We start from the raw sequence: 20,691 nt of genomic DNA, 5'->3' as shown, positions 1-20,691 counted from the left end.
CGGCGGGGCGGGCTCTGGGGTATCTGGTGTGTGGGGGAGCGAAGTACGCGGCGAGGTGCTGCGTGGCCGTGCCGCGGACGGAAGGAGGTACCTGGCCGGTGGGCTCCCTTTGGCGCCGGTGGGCTGGCCGCCGGTCGTAGGCCTCGCAGGTGCGAGCGGATGGGTGCTCCCCTCCCGGTCGCGGGGAGCCGCGGCGGGCCGCCCGTCACTGTCGGACCGTGGGCCTGTCCGGGGGCCTCGTCATCCGGTAAGTGCTTCCTCGTCCTCGATGAGCCGCTCGTAGGTGTCGTCCGCGTAGTTGCTCAGCGCGAGGTATGCGGCCTTGGGATCCGCGTAGGCGTTGGCGAGTTCATGGATGGTGTCCATGTAGTCGGCGAGGAAGGCGCCGCACGCCTCGGGGGCCAGGGTGAGCGCGTGGGTCATGTCGGTGCGGATGCGGACGCGGGCATCTGAGGAAGTCTCGGTGTGGGTGCGGTTCATGGCGGTTGTCCCCCGGATGGGTTGGAGCAGCTGCTGGCAGGTGCCTGGCTGCTTGCTGCGGGGACCTTGCCGAGCAGGTGGGCTACTGCGGCAACCTCCGGCGGCCGGCTGGGGGGGCGGACGAGCGAGCCCTGCCCCGCGAAGCCGGGGAGGCTGCGGGGCAGGGCTGGGGTGCGCGCGGTCAGGGCTGACCGAGGGGGACGTAGCGGGAGCGAGGAGCGGCATCGAGCTGGGGCTCGTCCTGGTCCAGGCCCGTCTGGCAGAGGGGGACGGTGACGACGAGCATGGTCCCTTCTGCGTGTGCGGTGGCCAGTCCGCGACGTAGGAGGAACTCGATTCCGTCCAGGACGTGCTCTTGGCTCTCCGTGTTGTGGGGCTGCCAGGATTCTCCGGCTCCGAGCTGTGTCTCTGCTCGGTAGACGGTGGCGAGGGCGGGCAGGCCCGCAAGGCCCGATCCAGGACGGATCAGGATGGGGACTTCGGCCGGTGCCGCGGTGGCAGTCGTTGGATCGTGCGGGATCCCGGAAGTCTGGGGGCCGTCAGTGGTCAAGGCGGAAACCTCCTGGTGTGGGCGATGGGTCGCGTACCGGCCTGGTTTGGCGGCCGACGGAGGGACCTTGACCAGTCGCAGGTCAAGGTCCGCAACACCCGCCTGAGAGACCGCTGCCGAACCTGTGCGCTCCGGCGGGTGCGACAGGCCCCGAGTCAGCTGCTGTCGCGGCGGGCCTTGGCGCGGGCGCGGGCGCGTCGTGCGGCCGCCTTGATGTCGTCGATCTCTTGGAGCTCGCCGAAGGAGTGGTCCTTGAGCCCCTTTCGGGGGCGGTTCGCCGCCATGCCCACTCGGGGGGGCCCGAAGACGGCCAGGAGGTCGGAGGCCTCTTGCGAGGAGTAGCCCGCCGCTTCGAGCGACGACGTGTCGGGGAAGACATCGGCGTGGCGGTCAAGCTCCTTGATGATCAGGTGATCCTCCTTGCCGCCCAGGGAGTACACGAACTTGAAGTTGGCAGGGCAGTTGGGTTCGACCAGGCGCTGAAACCGAGAGACCTCCTTGGTGTAGGCGTAGAAGGTCTGGCCCTGCGGGGCGCCGCGTATCAGTTCGAGCCACTGCATGGTGTAGGAGTCCTCGAAGAAATCGCCCGCGTCGTGGATGCGGATTGCGGCTCCTGAGTACCGGCGGTGGCGCAGTTCGGCGGCCATGCGCTCTTGCCAGACCAGGGGGGTGTCGAGGACCAGGCGGAGGTTGTTCTCGTGGCGCTGGCGGACGTTGGGGTAGCGGTAGGCGCCGTCGAGGGCGTAGCAGAACTTGGCGCAGACGCCAGCCTGGGGGCAGACGTTGATGTTGCGGGTGGTGATGGTGCCGTCGGGGGCCTCGTCCTTGAGGGTGACGGCCCATGCGGGCAGGGTCCAGTTGAAGATTCCCTGCGCCTTCATGCGGGAGTTCTGGGTGAGCAGCCAGTCGGTGGCCATGGTGGCACTCCACGGGTGATCCGGGGTCGGATGGGGTGGTGTGCGATGGAGGAGGCAGTCGGTGAGAAGGTCCGGCCGATGGCTACGGAGTCTCGGTGCCTTGCCAGCGCCCGGTCCCGTGAGAGGAGTGGGCTACGCAACGGTGCGAGCAGCTACGCGGCGCGGTGCGCGGCGCGCTGTTGTTCGCCGGTGATCACAGTGGCCCGCCGCGGGGTTAGCCCGGCAACTCGTGGCAGCTGCCAGGTGGTGTTCGAGTGGTCGGGCCCGGAGTGCGACTCGGCCCGCCGCGTCGTGCGACGTGGCGGGCCGATGGTGTCCGGGTGCTGGTCAGGTGCTGGTGCTCGCCCTGGCGCGGTCCCATGCCAGGAGGTGCAGTGGCATGGTTCCGCGCAGGGTCGCGGTCACCTCCCGGGTGCAGTCGTCCATGGTGACGGCGATGGTGCGCTCTTCGAGGTTGCCGAGCCACTCCCCCAGGAGGCGCAGCACCTGCCACGAGTGCGCGGGGTCGGCGGTGCGCAGAGAGAGTTCGAGTCCGCAGTCGTCCCCGTTCTGGCTCCACTCCGCGATGAGGTCGGGAAGGTCCAGCCTCGACGACAGGGTGAGGGGGGCCGATCCGAAGGCGTCGCGGTAGGCGCGGTGGTTGGCCTCCGCGCGCCGGATTCGGGTGAGGGTGGTGCGCAGCGCTCTTTGGGCGGCCTTGAGCGCTTCGGGGTGGAGATCGGCGAGGGGGCCTTCGTACCGTTCGGCAGTCCAGTCTTGGGGCAGGTTCACGAAGGTGCTTCCGGCCTCGCGACCCGCGGCATCGTGGAGGGTCAGCGTTCGGCATCGGAGGCTACCGGCGGCGATGGTGGCTGTGAGGCCAGTGACGTCGAGCGGCGGAAGGGTATGTTCGGGCACGGGGCCCGCCAGCAGGGTGGAGTAGTCGTCGAGGAGGCTGCGGAGTCCGGCGCGCAGGTTCAGGTCCTCGATGTCAGCGTCGACTGCGCTGAGAGGTCCCCGCGGCCCGCGGGGGAGGGAACTCGCCGGTGCCCTGAGGGCGCGAATGGCATAGTTCCAGCCCTTGTGCGTGTTCTGGAGGGCTGCGATCACCATGCCCGGCAGGTTCGGGTTGGTCTCAAGGAAGAGGGCGATGTCGCCGCTGACGTCGAAGCGGCACGCCACCGCGTAGGGGGCGGCCTGGGCGGACGTCGGTGCGGTCTCGCGGTCCTTGAGACTGTCGGTGCTCCGTGGAGGGACTGGGGTGGTACTCACGTTGCTGCTCCGCTTCTGTTTCGGCAGTGGTCGGACGACTGGACGATCTGGGGCCGGAGCGTTAGACACGCAACCATGAGGCGTGAAGCCTTGGCCGGGGTGCGCAGGCGAGCCGCTGGCCGCATGGAGCCGCTGGGGCTTCGAGCGGCCGCGCACAGAGGCCCGCTCGCCGAAGGCGCCTTCGGTGAGCGGGCCTCTGTCGGGTGGTGCGAGCCCTACCGGCGAGGAGTGTCCTTGGGGTCTGTGTCACCCTCCGCCGTGTCGGAAGCCGCCTCGGCATCGGTGGCTTCGGGGCCGGAGCGGTGGGGCCGGTGCCAGGCGTAGACCAGCCCGGACTCAACCCCGGTGAGCACAGCGAACAGGACCGTCCCGAGGATGCTGCCTCCGCCCACCAGGCTGAGCACGGCCGCTGCGAGGAGAAGCACCGCAGCGGCGGCCAGAGTTACTGCGGTGAACGTGCTGCGAGGGCGCAGTTGGCCAGGAGCAGACCCGCGGAGCACAGCCTTGAAGTCCGGGCTGGGGCTGAAGGCCGTCTCCAGGACGAGGGCCCCGAGCGGAAGGAGGTGCAGGAACAGGGCCCAGAGGGCGCACAGGGTGATGGCTTCGTCAGTGGTCATGAGGTATCCGCTTCGTTAGTTCGGGACTCTGGGCGTTCCCGGGGTGCGGTGATGCTGGTCGGCGGGATGCCTAGCTCCGCAACTGGCGGACCTGTGATCGCCCCGGGCGGAGATGAGCGTGTCTGGCACGCCGACCGCACGGGCCCCGCCTCCCGTTCGGGTGCGGGGGCGGAGGCCGGATCTGGAGACGGTCCGGAAGGCGTGGCGTGCCACGCACCTTGCGCTACCGGTTCTCCCCGCGCCTTGTGGTGGTGTGAAGGGGGGTCCCCTTGTTTCGGCCTGCGGTGTGCAGCACACCTCTGGCACTTCCGTCGCCCAGTCTTCTGGAGGGTCTGGATTTCCCGCGGAGCGGGACGAAATCGGGGTGGCTGGCCAAGTCCTGGGAGGCGACGCCGGAGCTCCTGGCTTCGCTCCGGCGCCGCGTACCTCGGGCGCTGTCTGCGGCGCCGGGCGGATCCGGGTCCACCTCCCTGAAGGAATGTGGACCCGCTTCGGGGAGCTGGTGGGCTCCTCCCTCCGGGCTACGCGCGGGCCGGCGCGCCGTCCGTGATGGGTCCGCGCGCGGCGCGGGTGCGGCGGCGGACGAGCCCACGGTTCTCCAGCACGCTCCGCCCGCGGGTGGCGAGGGCCTCCTCGTCCTGTCGAATCAGGGCAGCGACCGAGTCGACGGCTATCTGCGCCTGCTGGGCCTTGGTGTGGAGCCTGGTGGGGATGACCGCGGTCGGCCTGATGGCGTCAGACCGCAGGTCCCTGAGGACCTTCATGTGGCGGGCGTGCTGTTTGCGTATGGCGGCCTCGCTCATGCCGCCGGCCTCGCCTCGCCAGATGCGTTCGAACTCGGCGACTTCGTTGGGGTGCAGGTGCGGGGAGGGTGAGGTGGTGGCGTAAGGCGCCATGGCTCTGCTCCTTGGTGGGGTGCGCGTCCTGACGTGGTGGGTGGACGTGCACGGGCGGGAGGCGCACGGGTGTGCGTCCGGCGCCGGACCGTAGGGAGCGGTCTACTTAGGAGGTCAAGGGCGGGGCGCACCGGAAACGGCAGCGGCCCCCGGTGGTGTGCATCCCCTTCGTCGGGATGAACACCACCGGGGGCCGGTTGTGTGTGGGGCGCCTCGGCCGGGGTCAGGTAGTGCTGTCGGCCTGGACCTCGTTGAGGTGGCGGTGGTGCCGCTCTCGGTGGGCTTCTTCTGTGTCGGGCGTGGGCTCGAGCAGTCCCCCGCAGGCGCAGGCGAGTTTGCACAGGCCGTGGCCGGCGGGCTGGAGGACGAGTGCGTGTCCGGGCTGGCACGATTCGGTGGTGGTCTGGCTGTTGGACATGGGTTCCTCATTTCGGATGGCTGGTGCTTGGTGGGACGCGGTCAGACAGCGAGTTTGGCAAGGTAAGCGTCGGCGGCGGAAGGACCCAGGTGCCTGCGAAGGGCATCTCCGCGGCTCCAGGTGAGGGGGCCGTCGAGTGCGTCGAGCATCCGGGCTGCGGCAACGACTCCGCCGAGGGTGAGGTTCTGCTTGAAGCTGTGGTTGATCTGTCGCTCAAGCGCGGTGTACAGGTCTGGGTGGGGCAGCCCGAGGGCGAAGCAGATCCGTGTTGCCAGGACGAGCCAGTCCGGGCCGGCCAGCACGCAGTACACGCATGACAGCCTCTGTAGCCCGGTGTCGTAGATCGGGTGGTATTCGAGCACGTGGTCCGCGATTTCCCGCCAGACCTGAGATTCGGAGAGCTCGTGGATGATGTTCCAGGTCAGGACCAGGCGGTTGGAGCTCGAAGTCCGGTCATCGAGGGTCAGCCGGCTCTTGCGGGCCCGTGAGCGGGATTCCGCGCCGCGGACGCCCATGACGTTCAGCACGATCGCCTGGCGGTCCAGGCCCAGGCCTTCGACGAGTTTGGTGATGACGGGGCCCGTGGGGTCCCGCTTCAGGTAGGCCGTGCACAGGCGTCGCGCGGAGTCCGGCCAGAGGCCTCGGTCTTCCACCATGCCCAGGAAGCCGCCTTCGCTCTCCACGAGGATGAAGGGGATTCCGTATCGCTCTGCTTGGCGGCGTGCGAGTTGCCGGACTCCGGGCCACTCGGCCTGTCCAAGATCGCAGTGCATCACCCGCAGCTTGTGCATGCAGCCGGCCTTGCGGGCGGCCGCGACTACACGGTGCAGCGCGACCACGGAGTCCTTACCCGCCGATGTTTGTATTACTACAATATCGGCGGCCTTGATCAAGGCGACGTCATCGTCGGCCAAGTGCTCAAGCAGATTCCTGGTGGCGTTCCGGCGGTGGTGTTCGGTCGGGTACCGGTTCAGCAGCGGACGCCAGGGGTGGAGCTTACTGGCAGCGAGCTGAAGCCGTCGTTCGGATCGAAGGGTGGAGCTCTGGGCGGCTTCGCATACCTCGCCGGCGTCGTAGGAGAAGAGCGTCTGGGCGGCGCGGGCTTCATGGAGCTCACGCCAGGCGGCTCGATGGCCGCTCACGCTTGCGGTGGCGCGTCGGATCATGTCGACGGTGCGCAGAACATTCGTCGCGTTCATGGGAGGACCTCGTGGAGTTCTGACGGGCTGCGGAGGGGTGCGCGGCAGCGGATGGTCGTCGTAGGACCGGCTGTCGGCGCGCAGAAGGGGGGATCAGGCTGGCGCGGTGGCGCTGCGGTGGCCTGTCGTCCCGGTCCGTCCCGCGGAGTTCAAGGTCAGGGGCATGAGGCGACGTGTTGAAAGCTCCGCGGCGCCGGTGTGGTGGACGGGCCGACGGAGTGGAAGGTAGAAGTGCCGGGTTCTAGGGACGCAACTCGGCGTCTCCTCCGCTGTGGAGGCTTCTGGCGGGTTCGCTGCGACGCGAGGCCACGGCGATCTGTGGTCGCGTCTCTCCGATGCCGAGTCCAGGCCGCAGGCATTGGTCTCGGAGTTCGGGGGGGCAGGGCAGGCTCGACTGCCCCATCAGTTCGAAGGCTGTGGGCGAGTCCTCTGGCGATCGGCTCCTGTTCGGACTTCAGGAGGTGCCGGGGACGTCGCGTTTGACGCTGTCAGCTGGTCGCGAGGGCAGTGCACAGGCTTGTGGAGGCCTTGGGGATCCAGGCAGTGGTGCCGGCGGGAAGGCCGGAGGCTGAGCGGTAGCGCAGGCGGAGAAGTACCCAGCCCGCTTCCTCGCGGAGGTTGCTGCCGCGGTCGAGGAAGAAGAGCTGGCCGACGGCCGGGTAGCCCGATCCGGGCCCTGTTCGTGCCTGAATACCGTCACGGTTTACGTACCGGGTGAGGGAGTGGACCTCGCCGGGCATGGTGGTGTCTGTGATGGAAACGGTAGGGCGTAGGCGCCTGGCCAGGCGGTGGCCGACAGTGCTGGCGAGGTTCACGTCAGGCCTTCCGGGACGTCGCTGGCAGTGAGATCAGGATGCTGTGGGAGAGCCTGGCGTGGCAGCACGGTTCTGGGAATCGCCCCCTCCCCCGCTGCGGCCCGTCCAGCCGGCCGGTCCCGTCCGAGGAATGCGCGGCCCTCCCCCGTGTTCCGTCTCCCGGGAGCCTCTCGACCAGCCGGACATTGGGTCGCCTCGCGCCCTTGCGGGCGGGTGCGAGCAGCGAAGAAGGCCGCCAGGGGCGGCCTTCTTGGTGGACAAGCGGCTGAGGTGAAGGTTCAGTCGGGCATGCAGGGTGAGAGGGCGCGGAGCGCTCGGGCGATGATCTCGAGGTCGGACGGGGTCGGTGCGGTGACTCCCCAGGCGCCGAGATCGGCAACTGCATCGGCCGCGAGCGCGGCGAGGGAGTCGGTGCGTTCGGTGGGTACCGCCTGCTCCACGGCCGCGAGGTAGAGCGCGATGGCGAGGGGGCCTGCCGCTTCGTCGATGTTTCCGAGGGAGCGGAGCTGGTCGATGGCTCGCATTCGTGCGGGCCCGGTTGCGCTGGCCTCGTTGGCCTGGCTGCTCCGGTGGGCGTGGAGCAGGAGCTGACGTCCCAGGTTCCAGCCGTGATGGACGGCGCTGGGGTGGAGGTCGGGGTGGCTGCTTCGGGGGAAGAGCTGATGGGAAGTGGGGATGCTCTCTATGCGGATAGGGGGCATGGTGCGGTCCTCGTTGCCGGTGACTTCCAGGCACGGAGTCGGCCTGGGCGGTCGGACGGTACGTGGACGGCTCCCTAGCCGGGCAAGGGCTCTCCGGTAGGTTGCGCCGGCTCGTGCTGTCTGGGCAGCGGGCTGCTGGAACCTTGCGCTGGAGCATGAGGAAGCCGGCGGCCGCGGTGAGGCCCAGGGCGAGGCTTCCCGTCCACATGAGTTCGGGACCGCCCGTCTTCAGGGATGCCGCGCTGATGAGCGGCGCGAGGAGTGCTGAGATGCCCATGGTGGATGCCCAGACGCCGGTGTATCGGCCCTTGGCGTCTGCTGGGGCGAGGCGGTCGACCATGGTCATCACGGAGCTGAAGAAGAGGACCTCGCCCATTAGTCCACAGGACCGCCGCGGCAGAGTATGCGGTGAGGCTGCCGTGGACGACGAGGTGGCTGCCCATGCCGGCGCCCAGGGTGAGTGATGCTGCGGTGCACACGGTCAGTGGTGTGCGACGGTCGGCCCAGGGCTGGATGAGCGGTTGGAGCAGGACTACGGCGATGGCGTTGACCAGGCTGGTGGTGCCGTAGCTGGAGGGCTCCAGTCCGTCGCGGTCCATGGCGACGGGAAGTCCGAACAGCACCTGCTGGTACACGCAGAGGAAGAGCAGCGTCCGGCCCGTCAGGGCGAGGAAGGGGCGGTCTCGCAGCAGTGCGCGGTACTTGGTGGGCTGCGCGTCGGCATCGTGGGGGCGGGCGGGGGCGGGGGCGCGGGTCCGTCCCGGCTGACGGTCCGTGGCGAAGGGACAAGGTCTCAGGGGATGGGATGGTCGCGCCCTGGTGGGGCATCCCCGGTCTGGGGTGCGTCAAGGTGGAGCCGCCCTCCCCCGCGCGAACGACAGATCGGATCCCTGGATGGACCTGCTGGACAAGTGCCGCGTCGTCGGCGCAGCGGACGACGCGCGGGCGCTCGGCCTCTACCCCTACTACCCGGGCTCCCAAGGTCCTGCGGGCCGCGGCCAGGTGCTGCTGGACGGAGCCGAGGTGTGCATGCTCGGCAGCAGCGACTACCGGGCACTGAGTTCCAACCCTCAGATCGTCGCCGCGGCTCAGGACGCGCTCGCGCTGTACGGAACGTCGGCGACTGGGCCGAGGCACCAGAGCGGCAATCTCGAGCTCCATGAAGAGCTGGAGGCCGACCTCGCTGGCTTCTTCGGCTTCGAGGCCGCGCTGGTCTTCTCGACCGGGTACATGGCGAACCTCGGCGTTGTCTCCTGCCTCGTCGGCAGGGACGACATGATCGTGGTGGACGAGCGGGCGCACGCGTCCCTGGTCGACGGCGCGCGTTTGGCCAGCGCGAACGGTGCCGGAGTGCTCTCCTACCAGCACTGCAGCCCGGACGCCCTTTCCGAGGCCTTGGCCACCGCTCCAGGGCGCCCGGCGCTGGTCGTCACCGATGCTCTCTTCGCTGATTCCGGACGGGCGGCACCGGTGGCACAGCTCGTGGAGGTGTGCGCGCGCTTCGGGGCAACGCTGCTGGTCGACGAGTCCCACGGTGTGGGCCTTCTCGGCCGCGGGCGCGGGCTTGTCCATCAGAGCGGCATGGCAGGCCAGGTGCCGTTGATGACCGTCTCGTTCGGCACGTCACTGGCCTCGCAGGGCGGCGCCGTGCTGTCCGACGCGCGAACCATCGACTACCTGCGCCATCACTGCCGCCCCCAGCTCTACTCGGCCGGCCTCAGCCCGGCAGAGACCGCGGCCGCGCACGCCTCCCTCCGGGAAATCCGGCGCCACGCTGAACGGGTGCCCGACGCGCTGGCGGCCGCAGAACGTCTGCGGGCGGCGCTGGAGGTGATGGGGTTCGACGTGGAGGAGAGCCTCGGGCCGATCATCCCGGTCCGCTTCGCCAGCGAGCAGGCGATGCTGTCGGCGCAGCGCCTGCTCCTGGACCACGGCATCTACGCGAACGCGGTACTGGCGACGGCCGGCGCGGGACACCGGCTCAGAATTGTGTGCACTGACGCCCACACACCGGAGGCCCTCGACGCCGTAATCGCCGTATTCGGTCAGCTGCGTGAGGCCCTGATCCCCCCGCGGCGCCAGCCCGCATAAGCGGACCGGCCGCCCGAGAACCTCCTGTGCCCGCCCGCACAGGCCGGGATGGCCGCCAGGGGTTGTCAGGCCGCAGGGAGCTTGCCCACAGCCTTGTCGATGTGGCGGTCGACGAGGCCCGGAGCACCGACCAGGATCACGGCGACGTTCCCCTTGCGAACCGCAAGGGTCTTCACCACCTGGGGCCCGGTGGGCAGGTTCAGGGTGGAGGAGTAGCCGAACTGCTCATCTCCCACCTTCGGTAGGGGCGACTTGGAGACCTGCACCTCGATGGGGGTGCTACCGGTGTTCAGGGTGTACGAGGAGCAGGCCAGGTAGGCGTCAAAGAGCTTGCTGAGCTTGGCGGAGAGCACCGACGGGCGATCGCTGTGCAGCTCCTCGCCCAAGGTGCTGGTGTCGTAGGTGAAGCTCACTTCCGCCTTGGAGGCGAAGTTGAGGTCGCTGTCGCTCTTGCCGAGCTTCTCCAGGGTGGAACACCCCTGAGTGGTCACGTCGTCGTTCTTGTCGTCGGCGAGGTTCGGGTTCTGGATGTACCCGTAGCCGAGGTCCGTCGACGTGAGCAGCAGGGGGTTCAGTTCACCCGCGGCGAGCGGCTTCGGCTCTTCCTTCAGCGGTGCGGCGTGACCGCCAGCGCCAGCGCTGGCTCCCCCACCGCCGTTTCCGCCGCTGCTGCAGCCAGAAACCAGGGCACCACATATGACTGCCGTGGCGGCCCAGCGTCGAGTCATGAGTACTGTCGTGCGCATCGCTCAACTCCTCCCCGAGTACAGGTACATGACACTACTGCCTCTGGATGGGTGGACCCGAACGCCCATGAGCACCAGGCGCCGGAAGACACCGCTTCTGGGCGCCCAGCAACATGTGTAGGCGGTGTGGCGCAAGGTGAGCAAACTGTGGGATGGGCGGCCTCTACAGACCGCGCATGACGGCTACGACCTTGCCAAGGATCGAAGCCTCGTTGCCCAGGATCGGCTCGTAGTCGCGGTTGTCCGGGTCGAGCCACACGTCGGTGCCGTCCCGCCGCAGTCTCTTCACTGTGGCTTCTCCGTCGATCAGAGCGGCCACGACTGCTCCCAGCTCGGCGACGGGCTGCCTGCGCACAACGACCACATCCCCATCCAGGATGCTGCCCTCGCCGGCCATCGAGTGGCCCGTCACGGTGAGGGCGAAGAGGTCACCGTGGCCGACCAGCTGCCGCGGCAGGGGAAGGACGCCGTCGACGTCCTCGGCCGCGGTGATGGGTGTGCCTGCGGCGATCCGACCGATGAGAGGCACCTCGGCAACCTGGCTCTGCGGCGTGGTGGTGGTCACGTCGTGGACTCGGTCATCGGAGTTTGCGGCGTCGCTTTCGGATGAAAGGGGGCGGAGGGGCGCGTAGGTACGGGGCCGGTTCGGGTCCTTGCGTACGAAGCCCTTCTTCTCGAGAGAAGCGAGCTGGTGAGAAACGGAGGAGGTACTGGTCAGGCCCACAGCCTGGCCGATCTCGCGCATGGACGGCGGGTAGCCGCGGGTGCGGACCGAGCTGGTGATGCAGTCGAGAACCTGACGCTGGCGATCCGTGAGGCCGTCGTCTCCGGTACGGACGCCGCCCGGCGGGCGACCCGCGCGTGGCCGGATCATGCTGGCTTCCATCTGGTCCCCCTCGGTTACGTGCTGGAGCCAACGGTAACCCGGCACTCTGCCACGGCGCCTTGATAATTCGAGGTCAGCGGGCTATGCCGTCAGCAGCTGCGAGCGGCCTTCTCCGTGGCCTGGGAGGGTGAGCTGCGTACGTGCGCCGGTGACCAGTTCTCGCAGTAGGTCCGCGACGAGGTCCGGGCGCTCGCCCGGGAGGCCGTGTCCGGCGCCTTCGGCGACGTGTACGCGGGCGTGCGGGAGCTCGGCGGCCAGACGGCAGGTGTGGATCGGAGGGATGAGTCTGTCCTGGGCGCCGGTAACCAGGTGGACAGGGGCATTGGCGAGTGCGTCCAGTGAGCCCGATACGTCGTAGCTGAGGATCGCCCGGTACCAGGCGGCGGCGACATCCAGTGGGGGCCGCGGTTCATGGGAGGGGCGCAGGGTGTTGCGGAGGTACTGAACAGGGCGCGGAGCGGTGGCGCAGGCGCTGGCGATGACACTGCGCGCGCTTCCGAGGGCCCGGGTGAGCGCTGGCTGGTCGTGACGTCGTAGGTCGAGGCGTCCGCTGCTGGGGCTGGCCAGCAGGACACCTGCGACCTGGGGTGAAGCCACGGGGGCGGACAGGAGGGCGTGCATCATGACCGTCATGGCGCCCATGGAATGTCCGGCAAGGACGACGGGGAGGTCTGCGGCATGCGCCCTGAGGACGGCGGCCAGGTCGCGGGCGAGGACGCTGATATCTGCCGGAGCGCGGCCGTGGGTCGATGCGCCGTGCCCGCGCTGGTCGTATGTGACTACGCGCAGTCGGCCGTCGAGAGTCGTGCGGCTGAGGACGTCGTTCCAGACCCGGGCGGAGGCCTGCCATCCGTGCACGAAGACCACAGAGACGTCGGCGGTGTCCTCGATCGGGTCCCGCTGGTAGACGGCAAGGTCGGTGCCGTCAGGTCGGCTCAGCCGCTGGGGCTGCGGTTCCAGGAGCGGCACGGGCTCACGCCACCGAGAGGGAGAAGTCGAGGGTTGTGCCCCCGGTGCGGGCGGGTGTGGCTCCGAGCCCGCGCATGATCTTGAGCATCCGGACGTTGTCCGCACCCGTCATGACGACCAGGGAGGAGCACCCTAGGTTCCGGGCTGCCGCGCGTGCCTGGGCTGCGAGTGCGGTTCCGAGCCCCCGCCCCTGCCAGCCGTCTTCGATGAGAAGGCCGAGCTCGGCCGTGCTGGCGTCCGTGGTGCGGACCAGGTTCATCGTGGCCACGATGTCCTGGGGGTCGTGCCGCGGGTGGGAGACCCATGAGCTGGCCCGGTCCGGATTGGTGAGGTGGCTCCACTCGGCGAAGCGAAGGTCCCGGCGGGCGCTCTGGTACCGGGCGAAGCGCGATGCCAGGGAGCTGCGGTCGTGGAGCTGGTTGACGGCATCGTAATCGGCGAGTGTGGCGGGTCTCGTGATCGTCTCGGTTGCGGCGTGCTCGTAGCTCCAGGGCACGGTTTGCGGCGCGATGGGCTCGGCGGCGTAGAGGGCGCGGGTGGGCACGGTTGTCCTCGGCTCGTGTGTCGGGGGGCAGGGGGTGGCTGTGCACACGTTGCCGGACGGGGGTGGCAGCCTCGGGCCGGCGCCGGGGCTACTGCCCGGGGTCCGGCACACGGACTTGGTCCTGCGTGCCTTGTGACGGGACGCTGCCGGGAGACGGGCGGTGAGTCAGGGGCCGAGGTCTGGTGCGCTCAGGTCGTGCGGTGCGGGTGGGCCTTTCGAGAGGGGGTCGCCTGGGCGTGCGGTGGTCCGGGCAAGGGGCGGTAGTGGTGGGGTGTGCCTGCCGGATCGAGTTGGCGCGATCGTCTGCCAGCACGCAGAGCCCCGGGGCCTCTCTGCCTGTGGGCGGGGATGCTCCGGGGCTCGACGTTCGGATCGTTGCAGTTGGGGGTGTCGGTCAGCGTGCGGCCCAGCCTCCGAGGTTGTTCTCGCCGGCGGCGGCCGCTCGGGGCAGTGCGTCTGTGGATCCCAGCAACACCTGGGGCAGATAGGCGGAGTGGACGTCCAGCTGCCAGCCGTGGACCTGGACTGCGAGGGCGGCGAGGGCGAGGGGAGCGAGGGGCAGCATCGTCCTGGGGGCGGGGGCATCGCCGAGGCCGTCACGGTGCTCGTTGAGGCGGGTGGCCAGCGCCTCCTCGAAGGCAGGTTGGTCATCGTTGAGGAGGCACCGGAGCAGGCTCTGGTCGGGCGAGAGGGGGCCTGCCGCATCCAGCCGCAGGCCTGCCTCGGCTCGCTCATCCGCGTCCGGCATGCAGAGGGCGACCGTCGGCCAGTCGCTGGGGCGGTGCCCCGGCGAGAGGGTCAGGTACCGGGCCAGGGCGTCCATCTGGGCTAGGTCTGCTGGCTGGGAGACCGAGTTGAACGGCGAGTACGGCACGCCGCTGCGGATTGCTGGTGCGTAGTCCTCTCGCAGCAGGGGGCCGATGACCCGCCTCCATTCCCAGACCAGGCCGCTGATCAGGCAGAGCTCGAAGGTCTCCACCCAGTGAGTTGCCGTGGGGGCCTCGGTGATGAGATCGCTGAAGGCCGTGTCTTCGCTGCTGATCTGCTCGTCGATGAACGGGAAGCGGATCTCCTGGTCACCATCGGGGAAGCAGCCCACGCTGAGCAGCCCGAGGGCGCATTCCGCGGCGGTGCGCAGCACCTCGAACAGGGGCGTGCCGGGCTCGGAGGCGCTGGCGAGCTGGGCGGCGGCGTGGTCGAGAAGTTCGTCGCGCATCGCCCCCAGGTCGTCCAGGCGTATGCCCCCGTACTGCATGGTGTGCCAGCGTCCGAAGGTCCGCCGCTTGATGTCCTCGAGCGCCTGGGCCATCTGCTGGGCGTCCACCTCATGAGAGGCCACTTCGTGCACTACCGCTGTCCCTTCTCGATCAAGCCGGTTGAGGCTCTGCACGCTACCGGTGGGGGCTGACAGGGTGCCTTGCCGTCTGCGGGTAGGCGAAGAGGGCTATGCGTCACACCGGCACCGGCAGCTCGATCGCGGCGGGGGTTGTCGGCCGGGCTGCCGACCGGGGAGGAGCGGTGGCCGTGGGGGTCCGGCCTGTTCCTTGGCGGAGGCCTGGGGCGTTGGGCAGTTCGGCGGTGAAGAGGGCCCTTGAGCACATCTGGGACTCCTGGGTCAGGTGGTGGCGGGCAGGGTCTGCATCTCGGCCACGGCGTTGCGCAGCCTGGCGATGCACTGAGGGAAGTCGGTGCCGGATACGAGGAGGTGGCCACGTCGGGGTAGGGGACCTGTGCGGCTGTCGGCGTTGTACCGGTCGAGGCGCGCGTAGGGCGTGATGGTGGAACGCGTGGCCGGGGTGGAGCTAAGGCGGCTGGCGGCGGTTCCCTGGACGTAGCGGATGGCGGCCGCACCCAGTGGGGTGGCTTCGGCCTCGACCGGCAGACCCCGTGCGTGCCGGCCGGAGGCAGCGATGAGGTCGATGCCGGTGACCTGTTCGATGAGTGTGGCGACGAGCGGGTCGGTCAAATGGGTGGTGAGGCTGAGGACGCGGGGGCCGGTGGGGGTGATCCGGAGGCGGATCTGCGCGATGCCCTGCCGGTGGCCGGTTACCTCCAGGGCTCGGGCGACAGTGCTCTCGATGGCGGCGGCGCAGACATCGTCGGCATCTACGACGACTTCGAGGGGCATCAGGCTCGGCTCTGCTTCGGGGTCGAAGGTGGCATGGGAGATGGCCACGAGGCGGGAGTCCAGGGTGTATGCGGTGGCTTCGATGCCGTCGAGCCTTGGTTCGACGATGGTGCCGGCCCCGGGCCACGAGGCCGCCGTCGCGGCGGAGAAGGCTTCGGCCAGCTCAGTGGCACTTTCGACGACTCGTGCGGCGAAACGTCGTCGCGGTGCCGCCGGCTTGCACACCAGGGGGAAGCCGACGGTGTGGGCGGCTTCGAGGGCCTGGTCGAAGGAGTCGGCGTGGATGCCGCCGCTGTTGAGGGTTCCCGCGCGGTTCAGTAGTTCGAGGGTGCGGTGGCGCAGGCTGGTGGCTGCCAGGACGCCTGCGTTGGGCCCGGGCAGCCCGAGACTTGCCCGGACAGCGGCGGCCGCTCGTATATGCGCCGGGTGGAAGTGGAGCACCGCGGTGATGGTGTGTTTGATGGCGAGCCAGCGGGCGGCCTGCTCGACCTGCTCGGGCTTGAGCGTGTTGGCGACCCGGGTCGCGGACGCATAGTGCCGCTGCCAGGTCGCGGGTGTGTCGTCGATGAGTAGCAGCGGGGTGGCCTCCGCCAGGCGCTTGAGGGCGGCCTCCCATTCCGCCTGCGGCCCGCTGCCGAGGACGAGGAGGTGCCCTGGCGTGCGCGGGTCCTCGCGGCGAGCCGTGTCGGTGTTCACGGAGACGCTCCAGTGTGATCGGCAAAGTGTGCGGTCAGCGATGTGACCGGGTGTTGATCACTGTCTCCGTCGGGGGCGGAGGGCGGCAACGGGCGGGAGCGCGTGGTCCCTGGACGTGGTCACCTTCGGTGGCAGGGTGTCATCCAGCGGGACGGAACCTGAATTGGTGGTGGCCGCTGGCGGGATACGGTCCACGAGATGGGAAGACTTCTCATTTCCGCAGGTCAGCACGCCACTGAGGTATCAGTCCGCGGGACGGGCCGCTCCTTGCCCTCGGCGGTCGAGTGTGGCAACCGTCAGGGGTCAGCGAGGGGACCGGCAGGCGGGCCCGGCTATCTGACCTGCACTTTTGCAGTCCGTCGGGCTGAACATCGCTTCTCCATGGTGCGGTTGGCGTCTGACAGGAAGAGGTGCTTCCAGGAAAGGGCGGTTCCTCCACAAACTCGACCTTGACCGGTAGAGATGTGCCTGTCGGGGCCCGTGAGACGGGAACAAGCCCTGGCAACGTCAACGGGGAGGAACGTCAGTGATCGACTCCGGCTTTCTCGACACAGCCGACGTCGCCGGTAGCGCGGACGACGGGATGACGGCTCACGGGCGGGTTTTCCACGTCCTGCAGACCCTGAACAGCATGGGGCCGGGCCTGCACCCGCTGCGCCGGATCATCGACGAGTCGAGGGTCACGAAGTCCACCGTGCACCGCATTCTGCGCGCCGGCGTCGCGGCCAAGCACCTGATCTACCGGGCGCCTGGTCGGTACGGAGTGGCAACCGACGTCGCCAACCACCGCCCCGACGCCAGCGTCCACCTCAACCTGGCTCACGACAGCGCCCTGGACCGCGAGACCACCGTGCTGCAGCGGCAGACTGCCCAGGTCGCCATGGCGTTCAGCGCAGTGATGGTCGACGACACGCCGGGCCGGCTGATGGTGAACCACACCTACGGACGGCGCAGCGACTTCCAGGCGGCCTTCAACCACACCGATGTCGATGCCAAGGTGGCCCTGCGGTACTCGCCGTTGACGGACGACGCGGCGGGCCTGGCGATCCTCTCTCACCTGGACGGAGCCCCGCGAGGGCACCTCATGCGTGAGATCAGGTCCGAGGGCTATGTGATGACCGAGTCTCCCCTGCCGGACTGGAAGATGATCGGCGTCCCGCTGTGGCGCGGGTCGACGGTCTACGGCTCGCTCGTCGTGATGGGACTGCGCCCCCAGATGGAGAGGAACCGGCGGGAATACGCCGCGGCTGCCCTTGCCTGCGCGGCCCGTCTGAGTGCCCGCTGCGAGCTGGCCAGCGGTGCCATGCGTATGAGTGCCTGACCGGGCCCGGTGCCCGGCGCACTGACGGCCGCGGTGTCCCCTCCCCCGCCACGGTTCGAGCTCGCCTCTGCGGTCCCGGTCCCCCCCGCGGAGACCCTGCGGCGGCGGGAGCACCCTTCCGATGATTCCTCTGAATCATGGCTCGAGGCCAACAACTCACTGGAGACGCTGCCATGTCGAACGACCCGCCTGGCGCGCTGGAGGGCGCACGCCACCTGCTGGAGGCCGAGGCTGACCGGCGCGGGATCAGCGTCGAAGCCCTGGTCGACCAGCTCGCACGCGAAGGCCGCCGCACCGGCCTGACTGCCCCAGCGCCACAGGACGACTTCTCGCGCTGGACCACGCCCCCTCCCTGGGCGAGGGTCGTGAGCATGGTCGGCTGGCGCGGCACGCCGAAGACCGCGGCCGAGGAGCCTGCAGAGGCGTTCGACCACGAGTCCGTCCTCTTCGGAACGATCAACAGCGGGAAGACGAGCATCGCCACCCTGACCCGCGCCCGGCTGGAGATGGAAGGCATCCCCTTCGACGAGACCGTGTGCACCACCGACTCGGGGGATCGGTACATCGAGTTCAGGATTCAGCGGCCGGACCACGGCAAGGAATGACGCGCCTCTTGCGAGGGTGAGCGTGCCTGGGGCTCGTATATCCAGGCTGCGGTGGAACGCGGCGGCCGCCGCGCGGGTGTTCCTACCTGCTCTTCCTAGACCCCGCAGGGTGCATGCCTGGGGCCCATCAACTCGGCCGCACCTTCTGTGTCCAGCTCGGTGAGCACGAGCGTGATCCTCGCCAGGCCGCGTGCCTGCAACGCGCGGGGCGTCTCCTCCACGAGACGGCAGCTCTGCAGCCCGATGACCGGGTCGGGGTGGCGAATGATCCTGGCTGTTCCCTCGTGGTGGACGAGGTCGGCGCCGGCGCCGAGCACCCAGGTCTGCATGTCGTCGAGGTAGGCCTCACGCAGTGCGGGGTCCAGGTGGACGTCACGTCGAAGGCGCCTCAGGTTGATGTCCTGGTCGTAGCGCTCCAGGCTGGTGGCGAGCTGGGCCAGCATCGACAGCTGCCAGTTGCGGTAGTCCACAAGGATGGCGGGCGCGTCCGGGTGGAAGAGTCCGAACCGCAGGAAGTTGCTGGACGGCATTGCCGATGGGTGGTGGCCCATGCCGCGGAAGAGCTCTCGGTACGCGGCATTGGCCGACTTGATTTCCCAGCGGTGGTCGATGAGGAACGTCGGCAGGGAAAGGGCTTCCATCATTGCTGCGTAGTCGTAGAGGAACGCGTCCAGTGACGGGCCTTCCACGCATCCGCGCCCGCCTATCGGGCGCGTATCGGGAAGCCGGTCGACCGCGATGAGGAACAGGCGGACGGTCTGGAACTCGGTCATCTCCAGTGCTTCCGCCAGCTGGAAGAGCTTGTCGTCAGTCCATTCCTTGACGACTCCGCGCTCCCAGTTTCCGTAGTTTCGCGCACTCATTTCGAGGCGGTCAGCTACTTCCTCCTGACGGAGGTTGAGGAACTCGCGCCGGCCCACGATCAGGTTTCGCAGGCGCTGGGCCCGCATTTCCGCGGCAAGGTCGTCGTCCACTGCAGGTGCCCCGGTCTTCGTCCCGGCGTTCAAGGCGCTTCCCCCTCGGCGTAGCGGCTCATCAGACAACTTTCCCCACACTGGCGTGTCAGCCTGCCCCTCTCTCGACAGCACGGGGGCCTCACTATGTCCATGCTCACGACAAAAATGCAAGCAAGTATTCCCTTTCCCGACCCCCTCGGGGAAGTATCGGATTGAATTTTCTCAATCCCGCCGAGGTTGGAATCTTCCCTCAGTCGCGAAAGCGGGCAACACAAAAATGCGGTAGGCCAGTGAATGATCCCGGAATAGCGAATCGGCGTGACGAGTTTCCCTATTCCTGGGCTTCGGCGGACTAACGCAACGCGGCCGAGCACCCGGCCCGGCGGAGTACCGCAGTGCCGGGTGCTCTGCGCGTGAACGCAGGGCGGCTTACCCCCAGTCGGAGTCCCGCGGATGGATCTGCGGTGGCGCCGGCGGCACGGGAGCCTGCACTGCCACCTCCCCCTCAGCTGCGACGCCCCAGTTCGTGTCGGCCGAGCCAGTGGCCGCGACGGCGCCGAGTCCGACGACGGCCAGGAGCGCGAGCAGCGCAGCAGTGCCCGTTGACCGGATGTTGCTGGAAATCAAGGTGATGAGTCCTTCCTCAGTCGGTCCGCCCCCACGGAACCGTGGGCGGCAGCGCCCATCTGTGCACCACGGGTCCTGTGGCACACGGTCCAGCCTGTATTGAGTGTTGAACGCGATCAAGGTTCGGGATACTGCGTGCACCCGCAGTTCAGGAAGAGGAAGACGCAACTCATGTCAGAACGGGAAATATCGATCACGCCCGACACGTCCCGGCTGACCGAGACGGAACTTCACACCTATCGGAAGGCCTTGCAGGGAGAAGAACTGCCCGCCAACGAACCAGGCCTCGCGTCGCTCCTCGAGCGCGCGGTCCTGCTCCCCAACACCCACCAGACAGGCACATACGTCCCTGCGCACCCGGGGTACCTGCAGACACAGCTGACCACGGCCGTCCTCAATGTATTGACCGAGGCGCGAGACGCGCTGGCCGGCATTCCCGCCCACGTGCGCGAGCTCGAAGCCGAGCAGGAGCGGTTCAACCACAGCCCCGGCCCGGTCGGCACCCTACTTCTGAACTCCATTCCGGATGTCAACGCCGAGACCATCCGCACCATCCAGGGTGCCGAGTTCGAGATCCTCACCTCACAGCCGGGCTACCGGAAGCCCCGAGTGCTCAAGGGCGCCCTTCCGCGGGACCTGCAGGCAGCTCAACGCGGGGTGACGGTGCGGACGATCTACAGGACGAGCGGACGCTCCAACTCGACCCAGCGGGATTGGGTGGCGGTCATGACACACGCCGGCGCCCAGGTCCGCACCCTCGGCGAAGACTTCCTGCGGTTGATCATCGTGGACCGGAAGCACGCATTCTTCGAGGTCTACGGGGAGGACGGCGCAGTCCAGATGGAGACGGCCGCCTGGTACACGCAAGACCGCGGCGTGTGCGCCCTTCTCGCAGCTCACTTTCATCAGCAGTGGGAGCGAGCCGATCCATGGGTGCCGGAGGAGGGCGAAGGCGCCGCCGGGCCCGAGGAAGACACGAAGACGACAAAGGTACAGAGGACGATCCTGCGGGGCATCGTTGCGGGCAAGAGCTACGCCACCATCGGCCAGCTCCTCGGGTACAGCGAACGCACCGTGACCTCCCATGTCTCGACACTGCGCGAAGCCTTGGGCATGAACTCTGTGGCCCAGGTCACCCATTGGTGGGCGACGTCCCCCGAACGACTGCTGCCATAGGGGATCGCCGGTCTTGGTTAGCCCTACCGGACGGCGATGAGCCGGCTTGGCAGGCTTCCGGCCCGCCGCCCTGCCACACCCCCCACCGGCGGAAGAGGCACC

At 68.8% G+C, this 20,691-nt stretch carries 23 protein-coding genes; 5 read left to right on the top strand and 18 right to left on the bottom strand.

Going from position 1 to position 20,691, the window contains the following annotated elements:
- Window positions 1–240: 240 nt before the first annotated feature.
- The 10 genes from OG730_RS42375 to OG730_RS42330 form a co-directional block, all read right to left on the bottom strand.
- Complete coding sequence (locus OG730_RS42375) at window positions 241–480, bottom strand: hypothetical protein (RefSeq protein WP_327309680.1); 240 nt, start codon at window positions 478–480, stop codon at window positions 241–243.
- Window positions 481–661: 181 nt separating this feature from the next.
- On the bottom strand, window positions 662–1,030 hold the full coding sequence (locus tag OG730_RS42370) for a hypothetical protein (protein WP_327309679.1): 369 nt from the start codon (window positions 1,028–1,030) through the stop codon (window positions 662–664).
- A gap of 155 nt (window positions 1,031–1,185) precedes the next feature.
- Window positions 1,186–1,947: a GP88 family protein gene (locus tag OG730_RS42365; protein ID WP_327309678.1), complete on the bottom strand. Its 762-nt coding sequence runs from the start codon at window positions 1,945–1,947 to the stop codon at window positions 1,186–1,188.
- Between the two features lie 327 nt (window positions 1,948–2,274).
- A complete protein-coding gene (locus tag OG730_RS42360) occupies window positions 2,275–3,198 on the bottom strand; it encodes a hypothetical protein (RefSeq protein WP_327309677.1) in 924 nt (307 codons plus the stop codon).
- Between the two features lie 215 nt (window positions 3,199–3,413).
- Window positions 3,414–3,815 carry a hypothetical protein gene (locus OG730_RS42355; RefSeq protein ID WP_327309676.1) on the bottom strand — a complete coding sequence of 134 codons (402 nt, stop codon included), beginning with the start codon at window positions 3,813–3,815 and terminating at the stop codon, window positions 3,414–3,416.
- Window positions 3,816–4,336: 521 nt separating this feature from the next.
- Window positions 4,337–4,711 carry a hypothetical protein gene (locus OG730_RS42350; protein WP_327309675.1) on the bottom strand — a complete coding sequence of 125 codons (375 nt, stop codon included), beginning with the start codon at window positions 4,709–4,711 and terminating at the stop codon, window positions 4,337–4,339.
- Window positions 4,712–4,934: 223 nt separating this feature from the next.
- A complete protein-coding gene (locus OG730_RS42345) occupies window positions 4,935–5,129 on the bottom strand; it encodes a hypothetical protein (protein ID WP_327309674.1) in 195 nt (64 codons plus the stop codon).
- A gap of 41 nt (window positions 5,130–5,170) precedes the next feature.
- Complete coding sequence (locus tag OG730_RS42340; RefSeq protein WP_327309673.1) at window positions 5,171–6,328, bottom strand: phosphoadenosine phosphosulfate reductase domain-containing protein; 1,158 nt, start codon at window positions 6,326–6,328, stop codon at window positions 5,171–5,173.
- A 488-nt stretch (window positions 6,329–6,816) separates the two neighbouring features.
- Window positions 6,817–7,068, bottom strand: a complete 252-nt coding sequence (locus tag OG730_RS42335; RefSeq protein ID WP_327309672.1) for an SH3 domain-containing protein — start codon at window positions 7,066–7,068, stop codon at window positions 6,817–6,819.
- A gap of 353 nt (window positions 7,069–7,421) precedes the next feature.
- A complete protein-coding gene (locus tag OG730_RS42330) occupies window positions 7,422–7,844 on the bottom strand; it encodes a hypothetical protein (RefSeq protein WP_327309671.1) in 423 nt (140 codons plus the stop codon).
- Window positions 7,845–7,999: 155 nt separating this feature from the next.
- Between OG730_RS42330 and OG730_RS42325 the strand changes: the two genes are divergently transcribed.
- Both OG730_RS42325 and OG730_RS42320 read left to right on the top strand, forming a co-directional pair.
- Window positions 8,000–8,308, top strand: coding sequence for a hypothetical protein (locus OG730_RS42325; protein ID WP_327309670.1), 309 nt, complete (start codon window positions 8,000–8,002; stop codon window positions 8,306–8,308).
- Window positions 8,309–8,738: 430 nt separating this feature from the next.
- Window positions 8,739–9,935, top strand: coding sequence for an aminotransferase class I/II-fold pyridoxal phosphate-dependent enzyme (locus tag OG730_RS42320; RefSeq protein ID WP_327309669.1), 1,197 nt, complete (start codon window positions 8,739–8,741; stop codon window positions 9,933–9,935).
- Window positions 9,936–10,000: 65 nt separating this feature from the next.
- On the opposite strand, the gene OG730_RS42315 is transcribed toward OG730_RS42320, so the two are convergent.
- From OG730_RS42315 to OG730_RS42290, 6 genes are all read right to left on the bottom strand, one after another.
- Complete coding sequence (locus OG730_RS42315; protein ID WP_327309668.1) at window positions 10,001–10,681, bottom strand: hypothetical protein; 681 nt, start codon at window positions 10,679–10,681, stop codon at window positions 10,001–10,003.
- A gap of 163 nt (window positions 10,682–10,844) precedes the next feature.
- The gene (lexA, locus tag OG730_RS42310; RefSeq protein ID WP_327309667.1) at window positions 10,845–11,567 is read right to left on the bottom strand and encodes a transcriptional repressor LexA; all 723 of its coding nucleotides are present in this window, start codon (window positions 11,565–11,567) and stop codon (window positions 10,845–10,847) included.
- An 81-nt stretch (window positions 11,568–11,648) separates the two neighbouring features.
- The gene (locus OG730_RS42305; protein ID WP_327309666.1) at window positions 11,649–12,536 is read right to left on the bottom strand and encodes an alpha/beta fold hydrolase; all 888 of its coding nucleotides are present in this window, start codon (window positions 12,534–12,536) and stop codon (window positions 11,649–11,651) included.
- 4 nt (window positions 12,537–12,540) lie between these two features.
- On the bottom strand, window positions 12,541–13,080 hold the full coding sequence (locus OG730_RS42300; RefSeq protein WP_327309665.1) for a GNAT family N-acetyltransferase: 540 nt from the start codon (window positions 13,078–13,080) through the stop codon (window positions 12,541–12,543).
- Window positions 13,081–13,474: 394 nt separating this feature from the next.
- Entirely contained in the window at window positions 13,475–14,419 is a 945-nt protein-coding gene (locus tag OG730_RS42295; protein ID WP_327309664.1) for an immunity 49 family protein, read from the bottom strand.
- A 276-nt stretch (window positions 14,420–14,695) separates the two neighbouring features.
- On the bottom strand, window positions 14,696–15,904 hold the full coding sequence (locus OG730_RS42290) for an ATP-grasp domain-containing protein (RefSeq protein ID WP_327309663.1): 1,209 nt from the start codon (window positions 15,902–15,904) through the stop codon (window positions 14,696–14,698).
- A 526-nt stretch (window positions 15,905–16,430) separates the two neighbouring features.
- Here OG730_RS42290 and OG730_RS42285 point away from each other — a divergent pair.
- Both OG730_RS42285 and OG730_RS42280 read left to right on the top strand, forming a co-directional pair.
- Window positions 16,431–17,225 carry a helix-turn-helix domain-containing protein gene (locus OG730_RS42285; protein ID WP_327309662.1) on the top strand — a complete coding sequence of 265 codons (795 nt, stop codon included), beginning with the start codon at window positions 16,431–16,433 and terminating at the stop codon, window positions 17,223–17,225.
- A gap of 173 nt (window positions 17,226–17,398) precedes the next feature.
- Window positions 17,399–17,830: a hypothetical protein gene (locus tag OG730_RS42280; RefSeq protein ID WP_327309661.1), complete on the top strand. Its 432-nt coding sequence runs from the start codon at window positions 17,399–17,401 to the stop codon at window positions 17,828–17,830.
- A 95-nt stretch (window positions 17,831–17,925) separates the two neighbouring features.
- On the opposite strand, the gene OG730_RS42275 is transcribed toward OG730_RS42280, so the two are convergent.
- Both OG730_RS42275 and OG730_RS42270 read right to left on the bottom strand, forming a co-directional pair.
- Window positions 17,926–18,837, bottom strand: a complete 912-nt coding sequence (locus OG730_RS42275) for a helix-turn-helix domain-containing protein (RefSeq protein ID WP_327309660.1) — start codon at window positions 18,835–18,837, stop codon at window positions 17,926–17,928.
- 378 nt (window positions 18,838–19,215) lie between these two features.
- Window positions 19,216–19,413 carry a hypothetical protein gene (locus OG730_RS42270; RefSeq protein ID WP_327309659.1) on the bottom strand — a complete coding sequence of 66 codons (198 nt, stop codon included), beginning with the start codon at window positions 19,411–19,413 and terminating at the stop codon, window positions 19,216–19,218.
- Between the two features lie 171 nt (window positions 19,414–19,584).
- Here OG730_RS42270 and OG730_RS42265 point away from each other — a divergent pair, with 171 nt between their 5' ends.
- Window positions 19,585–20,589 carry a LuxR C-terminal-related transcriptional regulator gene (locus OG730_RS42265; RefSeq protein WP_327309658.1) on the top strand — a complete coding sequence of 335 codons (1,005 nt, stop codon included), beginning with the start codon at window positions 19,585–19,587 and terminating at the stop codon, window positions 20,587–20,589.
- The last annotated feature ends 102 nt before the right edge of the window (window positions 20,590–20,691 follow it).

Source organism: Streptomyces sp. NBC_01298 (genome assembly GCF_035978755.1).
GTDB lineage: Bacteria > Actinomycetota > Actinomycetes > Streptomycetales > Streptomycetaceae > Streptomyces.
Note: the sequence above shows the minus strand (reverse complement) of the source record. Positions and strands in the feature narration are given on the sequence as shown.

Coding starts and splice junctions, on each gene's coding strand:
- OG730_RS42375 (WP_327309680.1), bottom strand. CDS start 480: ATGAACCGCACCCACACCGAGACTTCCTCAGATGCCCGCGTCCGCATC.
- OG730_RS42365 (WP_327309678.1), bottom strand. CDS start 1,947: ATGGCCACCGACTGGCTGCTCACCCAGAACTCCCGCATGAAGGCGCAG.
- OG730_RS42355 (WP_327309676.1), bottom strand. CDS start 3,815: ATGACCACTGACGAAGCCATCACCCTGTGCGCCCTCTGGGCCCTGTTC.
- OG730_RS42350 (WP_327309675.1), bottom strand. CDS start 4,711: ATGGCGCCTTACGCCACCACCTCACCCTCCCCGCACCTGCACCCCAAC.
- OG730_RS42345 (WP_327309674.1), bottom strand. CDS start 5,129: ATGTCCAACAGCCAGACCACCACCGAATCGTGCCAGCCCGGACACGCA.
- OG730_RS42340 (WP_327309673.1), bottom strand. CDS start 6,328: ATGAACGCGACGAATGTTCTGCGCACCGTCGACATGATCCGACGCGCC.
- OG730_RS42335 (WP_327309672.1), bottom strand. CDS start 7,068: ATGCCCGGCGAGGTCCACTCCCTCACCCGGTACGTAAACCGTGACGGT.
- OG730_RS42330 (WP_327309671.1), bottom strand. CDS start 7,844: ATGCCCCCTATCCGCATAGAGAGCATCCCCACTTCCCATCAGCTCTTC.
- OG730_RS42325 (WP_327309670.1), top strand. CDS start 8,000: ATGAGGAAGCCGGCGGCCGCGGTGAGGCCCAGGGCGAGGCTTCCCGTC.
- OG730_RS42320 (WP_327309669.1), top strand. CDS start 8,739: ATGGACCTGCTGGACAAGTGCCGCGTCGTCGGCGCAGCGGACGACGCG.
- OG730_RS42315 (WP_327309668.1), bottom strand. CDS start 10,681: ATGCGCACGACAGTACTCATGACTCGACGCTGGGCCGCCACGGCAGTC.
- lexA (WP_327309667.1), bottom strand. CDS start 11,567: ATGGAAGCCAGCATGATCCGGCCACGCGCGGGTCGCCCGCCGGGCGGC.
- OG730_RS42280 (WP_327309661.1), top strand. CDS start 17,399: ATGTCGAACGACCCGCCTGGCGCGCTGGAGGGCGCACGCCACCTGCTG.
- OG730_RS42265 (WP_327309658.1), top strand. CDS start 19,585: ATGTCAGAACGGGAAATATCGATCACGCCCGACACGTCCCGGCTGACC.